A 13969-nucleotide genomic window follows, 5' to 3' on the forward strand; every position below is an offset into this window, starting at 1 on the left:
TTGCCGCCTTACGTCATGCAATGACAGCCGTAAAAGTCCCTTTTCAAACGCTATTACCGTATTGGTTATGAGGTATTCCTATGTGCGAACTGCTCGGGATGAGCGCCAATGTCCCGACGGACATCTGTTTTAGCTTTACCGGGCTGGTGCAGCGCGGTGGCGGAACCGGTCCGCATAAGGATGGCTGGGGTATTACTTTCTACGAAGGGAAAGGCTGCCGCACGTTCAAAGATCCACAACCCAGTTTTCAGTCGCCCATTGCCCGCTTGGTACAGGATTACCCGATTAAATCGCGCTCGGTGGTGGCTCATATCCGCCAGGCTAACCGCGGTGAAGTGTCGCTGGAGAATACCCATCCGTTTACCCGCGAGCTGTGGGGCCGCAACTGGACCTACGCGCATAATGGCCAGCTGCGCGGCTATAAAAATCTCGCTACCGGCCCGTACCGCCCGGTGGGGGAAACCGACAGCGAGCTGGCATTTTGCTGGCTGCTGCATAAGCTGACCACGCGCTACCCACGTACGCCGGGTAACTGGCCGGCGGTATTCCGTTATATTGCCGAACTGGCGCAGGAAATGCGTGAAAAAGGGGTGTTTAACATGCTGTTGTCGGACGGTCGCTATTTAATGGCCTTCTGCGCAACCAACCTGTTCTGGATAACCCGGCGAGCGCCCTTCGGTAAAGCCAAGCTGCTGGATCAGGACGTGGAAATTGATTTTCAGCAGCAGACCACGCCGAACGACGTGGTCACCGTGGTGGCCACTCAGCCGCTGACGGCAAATGAAACCTGGCACAAGATTGCGCCAGGCGAATGGGCGCTATTTTACCTGGGAGAACGCGAGAGATGATGCCGGAGCCGTCGATCCGTTAATTAGCGGGCGGCTCAGAACATATTTACCGGCGCTGACGGCAACGGCGGGAGGTTGCTTAGTCTGCTCAAATTGCGCATAGCCCGGCTGAAGCTGCTTCCAGAAGTTAATATAGGTCGAGTAGCGGTGGCGTTGCATGTTGCTCGCGGTCATACGGAACGGATAAATACTCACCTCTATACGCGGCTGCCCGTTGCGCAGCGCGGCTTCCACATAGCGATAAATCTCGTCCATATAGGCATCGGTCATGGCGTAGCAGCCAATTGATACACAGTTGCCGTGGATCATCAGATATTTACCCTGATAGCCCTGCTGGCGATCGTACTCATTGGGGAAACCAACGTTTATCGCCCGATAGTAGCGACTGTCCGGCTTAAGCTGGGACAAACTTACGCTGTAAAAACCTTCCGGGCTTTTGAAATCACCCTGCACGCGCTTGGGGCCAAGCCCGCCGGAAAACTTGCAGATGGGGAAACTGTTAAGTAAACGGTATTCGTTGCCAATTTTGCCGTACAGCTCCAGCGTACGCTCTTCTTTGAAGATTTGCAGATACACGGGAATGCCAATCAATTGTTTTCTTAACTCTTTGCTTACCGGTGCCAGAGGGGTGATCGTTTCGTTTACGCTGGCGAAAACCACGGCTGGCAGAAAAATCATCGCAAATAGCAGTGCGATTTTGCCCATTCTGTTTCTCTTGAAAGTAGGGGTGGAAATCAGCGCCTGAAAGCGCTTGTTAAATGACAATATCGGAAAGTTCTGGTGGTGCCGCGTCACATTAGCATTGTCTGTTTTTTTATCAAGATCGTAAGCGTAAAAATCTGATTATGTCGCTTACTCTCGCCATTGTTGAACTCTGTTAAGTAGACTGTATACTTATCCAGTATTGTTGGGGGGAGTATATGCGCAAAATTATTCATGTGGATATGGACTGCTTTTTTGCTGCGGTGGAAATGCGTGATAATCCCAGCTTGCGCGATATCCCCATCGCCATTGGCGGCAGTGAGATGCAGCGCGGGGTGATCAGTACCGCCAACTATCCGGCACGCGAATATGGCGTCCGCAGCGCGATGTCGACGGCGATGGCGCTGAAACTCTGTCCTCATTTGACGGTGATCCGTGGCCGCTATGAAGCCTATAAAGAAGCCAGTGGGCAAATTCGCGATATCTTCTCCCGCTATACCGCATTGATTGAGCCGCTGTCGCTGGATGAAGCCTATCTCGACGTGACTGACAGTCCGCATTGCCAGGGTTCTGCTACGCTGATCGCGCGTCAGATCCGCGACACCATCTGCCAGGAACTGAACCTGACGGCTTCTGCCGGCGTGGCACCGATTAAGTTCCTGGCAAAAATTGCTTCGGATATCAATAAACCCAACGGTCAGTTTGTCATTACCCCAGAGCAAGTGCCCGACTTCCTGCAGCGCCTGCCGCTGGCGAAAATTCCCGGCGTGGGAAGGGTTACCGCACGTAAGCTTGAGGAACTTGGGCTGAATACCTGTGCTGACGTACAGAAGAGCGATCTGGCGCTGTTATTAAAGCGCTTTGGCAAGTTTGGCCGCGTGTTGTGGGAGCGCTGCAATGGCATTGACGATCGCGAGGTGATCGTCGAGCGCGAACGCAAGTCCCTCGGCGTCGAACGCACGCTGTCACAGGATATTCATAGCTGGGAAGCCTGCCTGGAAATTATTGACCTGTTGTACGACGAGCTGGAGCGGCGGTTGAGTAAAATCAAACCGGACAGGCTGATTGCTCGCCAGGGCATCAAGCTGAAGTTCACCGATTTTCAGCAAACCACTCAGGAACATGTCTGGCCGGAACTGGATAAAGAGGATTTGATTGCGGTGGCACGCAAAAGCTGGGATGAGCGGCGGGCAGGGCGCGGAGTCAGGCTGGTGGGGCTGCACGTTACCTTGTTGGATCCGCAGCTGGAACGGCAGCTGTTGCTGGGATTATAAGGGCGAACCGGGCTTTTCCGGTCCACCCGCGATGGTTTACTTCACCGGGATCGCCTTCAGCAGCGCGGTCAGCAATTGCCAATACAGGCCCACGCTGGCGATGTGTACCTGCTCATCCGGGGAATGTGCTCCGGTGATGGTCGGTCCGATAGAAACCATATCCATCTGCGGATAAGGTTCCCTGAACAGCCCGCACTCCAGACCGGCATGGATCACCTGGATGCTTGGGGTTTTGTTGAACAGCTGTTCATAGGTCTCACGCACCAGCGCCATCACCGGCGAACTGCCGTCTGGCTGCCAGCCCGGATAGCTGCCCCTGGCGAGAGTATGCGCGCCAGCCAGCTGGCCAAGCGCGGTGAGCATGTCAACCACGTAATGTTTACCGCTGTCGATCAGTGAGCGGATCAGGCAGTTAATTTTCGCCTCGCTACCTTCAATCTTCACCACGCCCACGTTCAGCGAGGTTTCCACCACGCCTTTCATTACGTCAGAATTGCGTATCACCCCGTTTGGCATGCTGTTCAGCAGCGCAATGAATGCATCACGACTGGTTGCATCCATCGCCTGAGGCGCATGGGCGACATCTTCCACTATCAGGGCGATGTTTTTCTCAATCAGACCCAGCTCATTTTGCAGCGTCAGCAGATAACCTGTCGCCAGAGACTTCAGCCTGTCAACGTGCTGCGTGGACACGGCCAGCGCCACATAAGCTTCACGCGGGATGGCATTGCGCAGCGTACCGCCGTTGAAGTCAATCAGACGCAGATCCAGCTGTTGCGCATGGGCAAACAGAAAACGTGCCAGCAGCTTGTTGGCGTTGCCCAGACCAAGATGAATATCACAGCCTGAGTGACCGCCTTTCAAACCTTTCAGCGTCATTTTAACCGTCTGGTAATCAGACGGAACCGCTTCATAAGTCAGCGCCAGGGTGCTGGTGAAGTCAACGCCACCGGCACAGCCCATATAGATCTCACCTTCCTCTTCCGAGTCGGTATTGATCAGAATATCCGCCTGCAGCCAGCCGGGCTGTAGACCGAATGCGCCGGTCATACCGGTCTCTTCCGTCATGGTGAGCAGCACTTCCAGCGGGCCATGTTGCAGGCTGTTATCTGCCAGCACCGCCAGTGCCGAAGCCATACCAATGCCGTTATCTGCGCCCAGCGTGGTGCCGCGTGCCTTAACCCATTCGCCATCAACCCAGGGTTGAATGGGATCTTTAGTAAAGTCGTGCACCGTGTCGTTGTTTTTCTGCGGCACCATATCCAGATGCGCCTGCAACGCCACCGGTTTACGGTTTTCATAGCCTGGCGTTGCTGGTTTGCGGATCAGGATGTTGCCCACCTGGTCACGCTCGTTCCATAAGCCCTGCTGCGAAGCCCAGGTGGTAATATGGGCTGCCAGCTGTTCTTCATGGTATGAAGGGTGGGGAATGGAGCAGATCGTGGCAAAAGTATCCCACAGCGGCTGCGGGGATAACTGAGACAATTCAGACACGTTAACTCTCCTGTGTCGGCATCACCAACCTGTCTGAAAGGCAGGGGCGTGCATGGATAGCGGTTAGAAAATTCACGCCAGAAAATCTGACGCAGTGGCAAAAGAATATCATTGATTGTTGGCGCATGCTCCTGTCGCCTGAGGAAAAAAAGCCCCCCGGGGTGCAGCGGGCTGGTTTTTAACGGCCCAGATCACTATAATTTCGCGCAATCGCTGCCACTGCACATATTTTGAGCCAATTTTCTTGGTCGGGAATTTTTTTTATGAGTGAAAAATACGTTGTCACCTGGGACATGCTGCAAATCCATGCCCGTAAACTGGCCGCGCGCCTGCTGCCTGCTGAACAGTGGAAAGGCATTATCGCCGTCAGTCGCGGTGGCCTGGTGCCGGCTGCGCTGCTGGCGCGTGAGCTGTGCATTCGTCATGTGGACACCGTTTGCATTTCCAGCTACGACCATGATAATCAACGCGAAATGTGCGTGCTTAAACGTGCAGAAGGCGATGGCGAAGGATTTATTGTGATCGACGATTTGGTTGATACCGGCGGAACCGCGCAGGCCATCCGCGATATGTACCCAAAAGCGCATTTTGTCACCATCTTTGCCAAACCTGCTGGCCGTCCACTGGTAGATGATTACATCATTGATATTCCACAAAATACCTGGATTGAACAGCCGTGGGATATGGGTATTGCCTACCTTCCTCCGTTGGTTAAAAGCTGATTGATCTCGATCAAAACGCGCCCGGTTAAGCCGGGCGCGTCTGTTTTACCCTTCGCGTGAATTCGTTGGCTACGATAGACTCAATGTCCGATCGCACGCCGGAGGGCCTTCCTGTTATGTCGCCGAAAAATCTCAGCGAAGAGTTGTTTAAACCGCGTTTCAAACATCCTGAGACGTCATCGCTGATGCGCCGTGTGCATCATCATCCGTTCACAATTCATTCTGCGCCGGACGGTGCGATCCCTGTCGGCTGGTATCGCATGATCGATCGCCTGCTATGGGCCTGGCGTGGCCTGTCGCCGCAGGAGATTATTGAGGTGCTGGCGCGTATTGCGGTCAGTACCAGCAAGCGTACCGACGAGCGGTTGCTGGATACGGTGATAGGTTACCGTGGCGGTAACTGGATTTATGAGTGGTCAAAACAGGCTGCCCGATGGCAACAGAAGGCCAGCCAGTGCAGCAATGACCAGCAGGCTGGCCACTGTTGGCTGCAAGCCGCTAACCTATTTAGCGTGGCGAGTTATCCGCACCTGAAAGAGGATAAGCTGGCCGGGCAGGCACAATTGCTGGCCAGCCGCGCCTACCAGCAGAGCGCTCTGCTTTTGCCCGGTGAATTAAAAGAGCTGGAGTTTGCCATTGCTGACGGCAGCCCGTTGAGCGCATCCCTGCATATGCCCCCTGACGCACAGCCTCCTTATCCCACGGTGCTGATGTGCGGTAGTCTCGATTCGTTGCAAAGCGATCATTACCGGCTGTTCCATGACTACCTTGCGCCACGCGGTATCGCTTTGCTGACCTTAGATATGCCGTCGGTGGGTTTTTCCGCCAAATGGAAGCTAACGCAGGATACCAGCTTCCTGCACCAGCAGGTGTTACGCCAGCTGGAAAACGTCGCCTGGATTGATCATACCCGCGTAGCGGCCTTTGGCTTCCGCTTTGGTGCTAATGTGGCGGTAAGACTTGGCTGCCTTGAGACTCAGCGGCTGCGTGCGGTGGCCTGCATCGGCCCGTTGGTACACCGTCTGTTGACAGACAGGGATCTCCAGCACAACGTGCCGGACATGCACAGGGATATGCTGGCCAGCAGGCTGGGAATGTCCGGTACTTCAGACAGCACAATGCGCGCGGAACTGTGCCGCTTTTCGCTGAAAATGCAGGGGCTGCTGGGCCGTCGCTCACCCACTCCGATGTTGTCAGCTTTCTGGCCGCATGATCCTTTCAGCCCGGAAGAGGAATCGCGGCTGATTGTTAACTCCTCCGTCGCCGGTCGGCTGTTAAAAATCAACCCGTCCCCGGCGGTTACGCATTTTGATAAGGCTTTGCGCGACATTTGTGACTGGCTGTTTGCCAATTTATCGCGATAAGTTGCTAAAACCCACGTTTTTGCTACAACTAAAGGCTCAACCAAGGAGGTTAAACGATGACGTTACCGAGTGGACATCCTAAGAGTCGAATAATTAAGCGCTTTCACTCTTTAGGTCCTTATATCCGTGAAAGTAAATGCGAAGGCGATCGTTTCTTCTTCGACTGCCTGGCAGTTTGCGTAAATGTGAAACCGCAACCGGAGCTGCGTGAATTCTGGGGATGGTGGATGGAGCTTGAAGCCCACGCCGATCATTTCACTTATCAGTACTGCTTTGGCCTGTTTGACAAAGAAGGCAACTGGAAGCCAACAGCTGTAAAGGGTAAGGATAATAATGCCCGTCTTGAAGAGACGTTACGTAACTTCCATGAGCGATTAAAAGCGCTGCTGGCGGAAATGGATCTGGAGTTGATACCGGCAACGGATTTCGCTGACCAGCCGGTGAAGCTGACCGCCTGACAAGCTTAATGGATCCGGGCTGGCTTGCTGCTACCCGGATTATCTGCCGCATGGGCGGATAAGCCATGTCGAATTAACCGTAAGCCAATAGCCATCATCGTCTGGTGTTTATCCCCTCTCGCTGTCACTTCAGCGCTGTATGCCTGAAATTCAGTTTTGTCTGCGCCGTTTGCCTGGTATGGTCCCGGTACCCTTTTAACCCGACGGCAGCACTGGTCCACCTGCATAACCTCAATGATAATCTCCTCTTCTGATGGCTACGGCTGTTAACAGGAAGGCCATATTGCTTCGCCGCGACAAAAGGCTGCCATCTCTGTAGCAGCTGTACTGATGACGGTTCGGATCACACCCTCATATTCTGCACAACCCGCGCCCTGAGCAGCTTAGCGGGGTGTGGCGGGCGAAGCTGCGTGAAGATCGCCGATGATAAACCTGCCAGCAGCACAAAACCTGGCCGGTCGCGGGCATTAACGATATATGTAACGGCTGCTATGGCCCGGGTGCACAGGTTCAGACCGCGCTGAACAATGATGGCCGGACCAGACAATAAGCTGGCATAAAACGAGCGGCGGATGGGGATAAATGCGGACGGTAATACCGGGCGTAAAAACGTCCGGTTCTCCGGCGCCGGTCACGGTGGTGCGCTGCTGCGGGGTTAATCGGGAGCTGCCGCCTGACAACATCGGGCCTGAACGTTATCGTCGTCATGTGCAGGGGGCAAGAGCCGACTGGCCGATCGATCGCGTCAGTGAACGGCTGTTAAGGCGCGTCATCCTGTCAAGACGCTCCTCGCCGGGCGCATACGGTCAATCAACGCTGACAAGGCAATGCCCCGTCAGCGCATCAGGCCAGTCAGAACTGATACATCAAACCAACAGCAACGATATCATCCGTATTCAGATGCAGCTTATTGCTATCGCTCAGCAGGTTAACCTTGTAGTCGACGAAGGCAGACATGTTTTTGTTGAAGTAGTAAGTGGCTGCGACATCAACAAATTTGCTCAGATCGGCATCGCCAATGCCGTTCTCAATGTCTTTAGCCTTGGTTTGCACGTAAGCCAGCGACGGACGCAGGCCGGAATCAAACTGATACTGGGCAACCAGTTCGGTGTTCTGTACTTTGTTCGCGTAACCCGAAACGGCGGTTGCCGTCGAGTTACCGGCAAAGGTATAAGAAGCGCCGCTAAACGGGTTAGTGTTACGCGTTTCAGCATAAGTTCCCGCCAGATAGACTCCGTTAGCGTCATATTTCAAACCCGTTGCCCAGGCTTCCGCTCTGCCACCTGAACCGTAGGCGGCCATTTTCTGGCTGGTAGTGGAGCTGGCGCTATTGGCATTCAAACGGTTGGATGAAGACATTGCGCCGTTAATGGTCAGGCCCTCGACGATTTTATAAGACAGTGACGCGCCGTAGCCGTCACCGTTAGACACGTTGGTGGCACGGGTGCCGGAACCTTCGTTTTTGCCCTGATATTGCAAGGCAATCTTCAGCCCGTCGACCAGGCCAAAAAAATCGCTGTTACGCCAGGTCAGCATGCTGTTACCACGGGTGAGCATATAGGTATCAGTGCGGGTATAACCGGTTGCGCCAAATTCCGGCATCATATCGGTAAAGGCTTCAACGTCATAAATGACGCCATAGTTGCGGCCGTAGTCGACAGAACCATAATCCTTCAACTTCAGGCCGGCAAAGCCCAGACGGGTTTTGTTACCCGACTGCGCATCGCTACTGCTTTCTGAATTGCTCAGGCTGAAGTTATATTCCCACTGGCCATAACCGGTCAGCTGGTCATTAATCAATGTCTGACCTTTAAAGCCGATGCGGGTATAGGATTTATCAGCGTTATTGCTGGCATTGCTATCTGCATCGCTTAAATAGCGCATGGCTTTAACTTTGCCGTATAGGTCCAGTTTGTTGCCGTCTTGATTGTAAATCTCTGCGGCATGCGCAGCGGTGGTTAAGGTCAGAGCTGTGATTAAGATTACCAGTGTGCGTTTATTCATCATTTTGCTTTCAACCCAGAGAGTAAAAAATAGATGGCCACCATACTTCGGGTATCGATAATGCGGTCCGAACTATTTTGGCTATTGTTGGCCGTCAGCCTCGTGTCAAGGCACCAACTTTTTACCCTTTATCGGTGAAGTATTTATTACAGTTTTAAACCTTTGCTGTTAATCGCGCTCGCCGCGACTGGCAAAGGGAATGGCTTTTTCATCCTTTTCCCCCGCTGGCTGTTGGCTTCGGGCACGACACCTGCTAAAACGTTTCTTTGTACTCTTTTTTACGAAACGGCAGGAAATAATGAGCAGCAGCCAGACCCTGGTGGTGAAACTGGGGACCAGCGTTTTGACCGGCGGTTCACGTCGGCTGAACCGGGCGCACATCGTTGAGCTGGTGCGTCAGTGCGCCCAGCAGCACGCGGCAGGGCACCGGATTGTCATTGTCACTTCGGGCGCGATGGCGGCCGGGCGCGAGCATCTTGGTTACCCGGAACTGCCGCCGACCATCGCTTCCAAGCAGCTGTTGGCCGCGGTGGGGCAAAGCCGACTGATCCAGCTGTGGGAACAACTGTTCTCAATCTACGGCATTCATATCGGCCAGATGCTGCTGACGCGTGCCGACCTGGAAGACAGAGAACGCTTCCTCAATGCCCGCGATACTTTACGTGCGCTGCTTGATAACCACATCGTGCCGGTGATCAATGAAAATGATGCGGTTGCCACCGCCGAGATCAAAGTGGGCGATAACGACAACCTGTCGGCGCTGGCAGCGATCCTCGCCGGAGCCGATAAGCTGCTGCTGCTGACCGATCAGCAGGGGCTGTTCACCGCCGATCCGCGTCATAATCCGCAGGCGGAGCTGATCCGCGACGTCAGGGGGATTGATGACGATCTGCGCGCGCTGGCCGGTGACAGCATTTCCGGCCTTGGCACCGGAGGTATGACGACCAAATTGCAGGCGGCGGATATTGCCTGCCGTGCCGGCATCGATACCATTATTGCGGCGGGTAGCCGTCCGGGTGTGATTGGCGATGCAATCGCTTGCAACCCGGTTGGTACACGCTTCCACGCGCTGGAAACCCCGCTGGAAAACCGTAAACGTTGGATCTTCGGCGCACCTCCGGCCGGGGAACTGGTGGTTGATGACGGCGCACTGTCGGCGATCCTTGAGCGCGGCAGTTCGCTGCTGCCAAAAGGAATACGCGAAATCAGCGGTAACTTCTCCCGTGGAGAAGTGATCCGCATCCGCAACCTGCAGGGGCGCGATGTGGCTCATGGCGTATCGCGCTACAACAGCGACGCGATGCGCATGATTGCCGGGCATCATTCCCAGCAGATCGGTGACATTTTAGGTTATGAATATGGTCCGGTGGCTATTCATCGCGACGATATGATCGTTAGCTAAGGAACGTTGATGCTTGAACAAATGGGCCAGGCCGCGAAGGCCGCCTCTTATCAGCTGGCGGTGCTCTCCACCGCAGAGAAAAATCAGTTACTGATGACGATTGCCGACCGTCTGGAAGCGCAGAGCGCAGAGATCCTCGCGGCTAACCAACTGGATCTTGCCGACGCGCGGCAAAACGGCATGAGCGAGGCGCTACAGGATCGTCTGATGCTGGATCGGCAACGTCTGAAAGGCATCGCCAATGACGTTCGTCAGGTGTGCCGCCTGCCCGATCCGGTCGGAGTGGTGATTGACGGCGGTAAGCTCGATAGCGGACTGCGCATTGAACGCCGTCGCGTGCCGCTCGGCGTGGTCGGGGTGATTTATGAGGCGCGCCCGAACGTTACCGTGGATGTCGCCAGCCTGTGCCTGAAAACCGGTAATGCGGTGATCCTTCGCGGCGGCAAAGAGACCTACCGCACTAATGCTGCCACCGTGCGCGTTATTCAGGATGCGTTGAAACAGTACGGCGTGCCGGCTGGTGCGGTGCAGGCGATTGAAAGCCCGGATCGTGCGTTGGTGACTCAGCTGCTGAAGCTCGATCGTTATGTCGATATGCTGATCCCGCGTGGTGGTGCCGGACTGCACAAGCTGTGCCGAGAGCAGTCAACCATACCGGTGATCACCGGTGGTATTGGCGTTTGCCATATTTACGTCGATCGCAGTATTGAGCCGGAAGCGGCGCTAAAGGTGATCGTTAATGCCAAGAAGCAGCGGCCGAGCGCCTGTAACTCGTTGGAAACCCTGCTGATTGATGCGGCGATCGCCGACAGTTTCCTGCCAGCGCTCAGCGCGCGCATGGCGCAGGAGGGGGTTAGCCTGCACGCCGATGTGCGCTCGCTGCCGCTGTTGCAGCAGGGTCCTGCCAGCGTCAGCGCGGTTACCGATGCCCAGTACCGCGACGAATGGCTGGCGCTGGATCTGAACGTTAAACTGGTGGATGACCTCACTGAAGCGATTGCGCACATCCGCGAATACGGCACCCAGCACTCCGATGCCATCCTGACACGCACCATTAAGCATGCGGAGCGCTTCGTCAATGAAGTGGACTCATCTGCGGTTTACGTTAACGCCAGCACCCGTTTCACCGACGGCGGACAGTTTGGTTTAGGCGCTGAAGTGGCGGTCAGTACGCAGAAACTGCACGCTCGTGGCCCGATGGGGCTGGAAGCGCTGACTACCTATAAATGGGTGGCGTTCGGTGACGATACCGTGCGGGGTTAACTGACAGAAAGCGGTCATAGAGTAACGCTTTCCCAGCCTTTGCCGTTTGCCAGGATCGCTCCTGGCATGGGTACTGCCCCCTCCGGGCGAGTTCACAATCGATATCCCCGGCTCCCGGCATGTAAAGCGCATCGGCGAGACTTCGCGTTTCACCAGACGGCTTTTTATATTCCGTAACAGTCATGAAAACGTGTGACGGTTTTCCGCGCGACGTAACCTATACCGGGCCGGTTTCTGCGGCTTTTTTTGCACCAGAAACGTTCTGACCGAACTGGCGACTGGAACAGGTTTTGCTGGTCATAAGGATCAATAACCGGAGGATCAACCCTTTGCGGGAGTAAGACGGTTCGAAGCATTACGCCGGTGGAGAGAGTTTTTCCGGACGACGCCATAACCAAATCAGCACCGCAGTCATACAACAAATGGAAATCACCACGCCGGGCTTATGCGTCACGAAGATGACCATAATCAGCGCGGTAATACTCATGGCCAGCGTGGCGGCCCATTTGGCACGGCGCGGCAAAATACCCTGCTGCCAGTTGGTCAGCAGCGGGCCAAACAGCCTGTGGCGCAATATCCAGCGGTGCAAAGACGGAGAGCTGCGAGAGGCGAACCAGGCCGCCAGCAGCACAAACTCGGTGCAGGGCAAGCCTGGCAGAATGAATCCGGCGACCGCCAGGGCCAGGCTGATGATGGCCAGTAGCTGAAACAAGTAGCGTATCAGTTTTTTTCTGTTGCCCTCTGGCGCGGAGGCGGGGAGCAGTGTGTTGCGGCGTCCGGTCATATTTACCCAATTCTGCGGCAGCGGTGTTTTTATTATCTTAGCCTTTGAGTGGCCGCTTGCAAAACTCACTACGGCTGATTATCTTACGCCTCACAGGGTGATGGTGTTCCACCTTTCCCAACCGCCCATTTTTTCGGGCTGATGACGCCTGATTAAGCTGACTGTTGCAATCTGGGGCAGTGGTTCAGGCTATCGTTTGTTTGCCTGTCGGCACCTTCCCCGAATTCCGCAGAGGATTTTATGTTCAAACAGTTATTGGCCGTGATGGCAGGCGGCTGTGCTGGCTGCGTCATCCGCTGGTTGCTCGCCGTTCGCCTCAACGCCTGGTTTCCAAATTTGCCGCCCGGCACGCTGCTGGTTAATCTGGTCGGTGGATTGATTATTGGTGCTACGGTAGCGTGGTTTGCCCGCTATCCGGGGATCGATCCGAGCTGGAAACTGCTAATAACAACCGGGCTGTGTGGCGGGATGACCACCTTTTCCACTTTCTCGCTGGAAGTTGTCACGCTGATCCAAACCGGCAACTATCTCTGGGCAATAATCTCTGTCATTACCCATGTTGCAGGTTCATTACTAATGACGATTGGCGGCTTCTGGCTGATGTCACTGCTTCTCTGAGCCGGGTAAAGCGGATTTACCCAGCGGCAATGCGCTGGCGCTGGCAGCATCGAAGAGTGATAAACTCTCAATTTGCTTAAGCATGATCACTTTACGAAACGCCATGGCAGATGTCGGTTCCGATACCAGGCTTATGCCATGTTCGGCGTACCAGCGACTGTAGTTATGTTCAATATGCAAATTCTGCGTATGAATGTCGCGACAGCCACTTAACATCGGGATAATAACGACATTAGCGGTATTGATGTTTTCGTAAGAAGCTGCATGAACCATCCCGATATAAACATGTTGCGACTCAAGGGTGATCAAAACCAGCTGCCCATGCTCCATGCACTGAAACAGCAGGGCTTCGACGCCGTTGGTGCGGGAGAGTTTTTTATACAGTTTTTTCCTGCCATTGCTGTCGAGGCGGGCGCTGCCCGACCAGCTGGTGCGATAGATACAAAAGGCAATGGCCAGCACCAGCATCACCACTACCGGTGCCTGGATCCCCAAAAAGCTCCAGTTCATAAACGCAGTTTGCCACTGATGGTGCCGGCCGTCTGCCAGCTGCGAAACAGCGTTAAATACCGAGGATGCAGCCAGCAGCAGCAGCCAGATAATACCCGTGGCAAAAACGCCCTGTAAAACAAAAATACAGCCGTACAGCGCGACAAGAAAATACGTATCCCAGCCAAATGAACGTTTTATTTTAAATCGGGTGGAAAGGTCACGGCTGGTATACCAATAACCGCAAACCATCAAAACCATAAATATTGCCGTACCCATGTCATGTTCTCCTTAGCATCGCGACATGGCGGACAAAATCTTCCCTGACTTCCGGGCTGTAAATATTGACGCTGGCGCTGCCATCTTCATCAATCAGGATGCGTTCGCCATCCTCTATCGACTCGGCTATCGCGCGCCTGCTCATCACCTGTAGTAAGGATTCGGGGCTGGAAAACAGGGTGAGAAAAAAACGAAACATAGCCACTCCTCGATAGCTTTTAGCCAAGCCTGGCAGCAAAAAGTCATTCCTGCTACCCGAAGAGGGCCA

14 protein-coding genes and 1 riboswitch are annotated in these 13969 nt (G+C 54.5%); of the genes, 8 read left to right on the forward strand and 6 right to left on the reverse strand.

From position 1 onward, the window contains the following. Window positions 1–80 precede the first annotated feature (80 nt). On the forward strand, window positions 81–848 hold the full coding sequence (locus JGC47_RS04430) for a class II glutamine amidotransferase (protein WP_004156100.1): 768 nt from the start codon (window positions 81–83) through the stop codon (window positions 846–848). Here the strand turns inward: JGC47_RS04430 and dpaA are convergent. Continuing rightward, window positions 819–1553 (reverse strand): peptidoglycan meso-diaminopimelic acid protein amidase, encoded by a 735-nt coding sequence (gene dpaA, locus JGC47_RS04435; protein WP_004156101.1) that lies wholly within the window; start codon window positions 1551–1553, stop codon window positions 819–821. The two genes, JGC47_RS04430 and dpaA, sit on opposite strands and share 30 nt — an antisense overlap. Before the next feature lie 215 nt (window positions 1554–1768). Here dpaA and dinB point away from each other — a divergent pair, with 215 nt between their 5' ends. Then, entirely contained in the window at window positions 1769–2824 is a 1056-nt protein-coding gene (gene dinB / locus JGC47_RS04440) for a DNA polymerase IV (RefSeq protein WP_004156105.1), read from the forward strand. Window positions 2825–2860: 36 nt separating this feature from the next. Here dinB and pepD read toward each other — a convergent pair whose 3' ends face one another. Next, complete coding sequence (pepD, locus tag JGC47_RS04445) at window positions 2861–4318, reverse strand: beta-Ala-His dipeptidase (protein ID WP_004156106.1); 1458 nt, start codon at window positions 4316–4318, stop codon at window positions 2861–2863. A gap of 263 nt (window positions 4319–4581) precedes the next feature. On the opposite strand from pepD, the gene gpt reads away from it, so the two are divergent. The 3 genes from gpt to crl all read left to right on the forward strand — a co-directional run bounded on the left by gpt (window position 4582) and on the right by crl (window position 6862). After that, a complete protein-coding gene (gene gpt, locus JGC47_RS04450) occupies window positions 4582–5040 on the forward strand; it encodes a xanthine phosphoribosyltransferase (protein WP_004156107.1) in 459 nt (152 codons plus the stop codon). A gap of 116 nt (window positions 5041–5156) precedes the next feature. Further along, window positions 5157–6404 (forward strand): esterase FrsA, encoded by a 1248-nt coding sequence (gene frsA, locus JGC47_RS04455; protein WP_004156108.1) that lies wholly within the window; start codon window positions 5157–5159, stop codon window positions 6402–6404. A 56-nt stretch (window positions 6405–6460) separates the two neighbouring features. After that, window positions 6461–6862, forward strand: a complete 402-nt coding sequence (gene crl, locus JGC47_RS04460; protein ID WP_004156109.1) for a sigma factor-binding protein Crl — start codon at window positions 6461–6463, stop codon at window positions 6860–6862. Between the two features lie 852 nt (window positions 6863–7714). Here the strand turns inward: crl and JGC47_RS04465 are convergent. Then, entirely contained in the window at window positions 7715–8869 is a 1155-nt protein-coding gene (locus tag JGC47_RS04465; protein WP_004156115.1) for a porin OmpC, read from the reverse strand. 295 nt (window positions 8870–9164) lie between these two features. Between JGC47_RS04465 and proB the strand changes: the two genes are divergently transcribed. Beyond that, the gene (gene proB, locus JGC47_RS04470; protein WP_004156119.1) at window positions 9165–10268 is read left to right on the forward strand and encodes a glutamate 5-kinase; all 1104 of its coding nucleotides are present in this window, start codon (window positions 9165–9167) and stop codon (window positions 10266–10268) included. A 9-nt stretch (window positions 10269–10277) separates the two neighbouring features. Further along, window positions 10278–11531, forward strand: a complete 1254-nt coding sequence (gene proA / locus JGC47_RS04475; RefSeq protein ID WP_004156121.1) for a glutamate-5-semialdehyde dehydrogenase — start codon at window positions 10278–10280, stop codon at window positions 11529–11531. 355 nt (window positions 11532–11886) lie between these two features. Here the strand turns inward: proA and JGC47_RS04480 are convergent, their stop codons facing one another. Next, a complete protein-coding gene (locus tag JGC47_RS04480; protein WP_004156123.1) occupies window positions 11887–12315 on the reverse strand; it encodes a YbaN family protein in 429 nt (142 codons plus the stop codon). A gap of 87 nt (window positions 12316–12402) precedes the next feature. Further along, window positions 12403–12473, forward strand: a riboswitch (Fluoride riboswitch). Between the two features lie 82 nt (window positions 12474–12555). On the opposite strand from JGC47_RS04480, the gene crcB reads away from it, so the two are divergent. Beyond that, a complete protein-coding gene (gene crcB, locus JGC47_RS04485) occupies window positions 12556–12933 on the forward strand; it encodes a fluoride efflux transporter CrcB (RefSeq protein WP_004156125.1) in 378 nt (125 codons plus the stop codon). On the opposite strand, the gene JGC47_RS04490 is transcribed toward crcB, so the two are convergent. Together JGC47_RS04490 and JGC47_RS04495 are read right to left on the reverse strand one after the other, a co-directional pair. Then, the gene (locus JGC47_RS04490; RefSeq protein ID WP_004156130.1) at window positions 12919–13701 is read right to left on the reverse strand and encodes a hypothetical protein; all 783 of its coding nucleotides are present in this window, start codon (window positions 13699–13701) and stop codon (window positions 12919–12921) included. The genes crcB and JGC47_RS04490 overlap by 15 nt on opposite strands. Window position 13702: 1 nt before the next feature. Further along, a complete protein-coding gene (locus JGC47_RS04495; protein WP_004156131.1) occupies window positions 13703–13900 on the reverse strand; it encodes a hypothetical protein in 198 nt (65 codons plus the stop codon). Window positions 13901–13969: the final 69 nt, after the last annotated feature.

The organism is Erwinia amylovora (assembly GCF_017161565.1).
In the GTDB taxonomy this organism is placed as follows: Bacteria; Pseudomonadota; Gammaproteobacteria; order Enterobacterales; family Enterobacteriaceae; genus Erwinia; species Erwinia amylovora.

Bases quoted from the DNA above. Each gene is read 5' to 3' on its own strand.
- JGC47_RS04490 (WP_004156130.1), bottom strand. From the start codon at position 13,701: ATGGGTACGGCAATATTTATGGTTTTGATGGTTTGCGGTTATTGGTAT.
- proB (WP_004156119.1), top strand. From the start codon at position 9,165: ATGAGCAGCAGCCAGACCCTGGTGGTGAAACTGGGGACCAGCGTTTTG.
- JGC47_RS04495 (WP_004156131.1), bottom strand. From the start codon at position 13,900: ATGTTTCGTTTTTTTCTCACCCTGTTTTCCAGCCCCGAATCCTTACTA.
- frsA (WP_004156108.1), top strand. From the start codon at position 5,157: ATGTCGCCGAAAAATCTCAGCGAAGAGTTGTTTAAACCGCGTTTCAAA.
- crl (WP_004156109.1), top strand. From the start codon at position 6,461: ATGACGTTACCGAGTGGACATCCTAAGAGTCGAATAATTAAGCGCTTT.
- dinB (WP_004156105.1), top strand. From the start codon at position 1,769: ATGCGCAAAATTATTCATGTGGATATGGACTGCTTTTTTGCTGCGGTG.
- gpt (WP_004156107.1), top strand. From the start codon at position 4,582: ATGAGTGAAAAATACGTTGTCACCTGGGACATGCTGCAAATCCATGCC.
- JGC47_RS04430 (WP_004156100.1), top strand. From the start codon at position 81: ATGTGCGAACTGCTCGGGATGAGCGCCAATGTCCCGACGGACATCTGT.
- crcB (WP_004156125.1), top strand. From the start codon at position 12,556: ATGTTCAAACAGTTATTGGCCGTGATGGCAGGCGGCTGTGCTGGCTGC.
- dpaA (WP_004156101.1), bottom strand. From the start codon at position 1,553: ATGGGCAAAATCGCACTGCTATTTGCGATGATTTTTCTGCCAGCCGTG.
- JGC47_RS04480 (WP_004156123.1), bottom strand. From the start codon at position 12,315: ATGACCGGACGCCGCAACACACTGCTCCCCGCCTCCGCGCCAGAGGGC.
- JGC47_RS04465 (WP_004156115.1), bottom strand. From the start codon at position 8,869: ATGATGAATAAACGCACACTGGTAATCTTAATCACAGCTCTGACCTTA.
- proA (WP_004156121.1), top strand. From the start codon at position 10,278: ATGCTTGAACAAATGGGCCAGGCCGCGAAGGCCGCCTCTTATCAGCTG.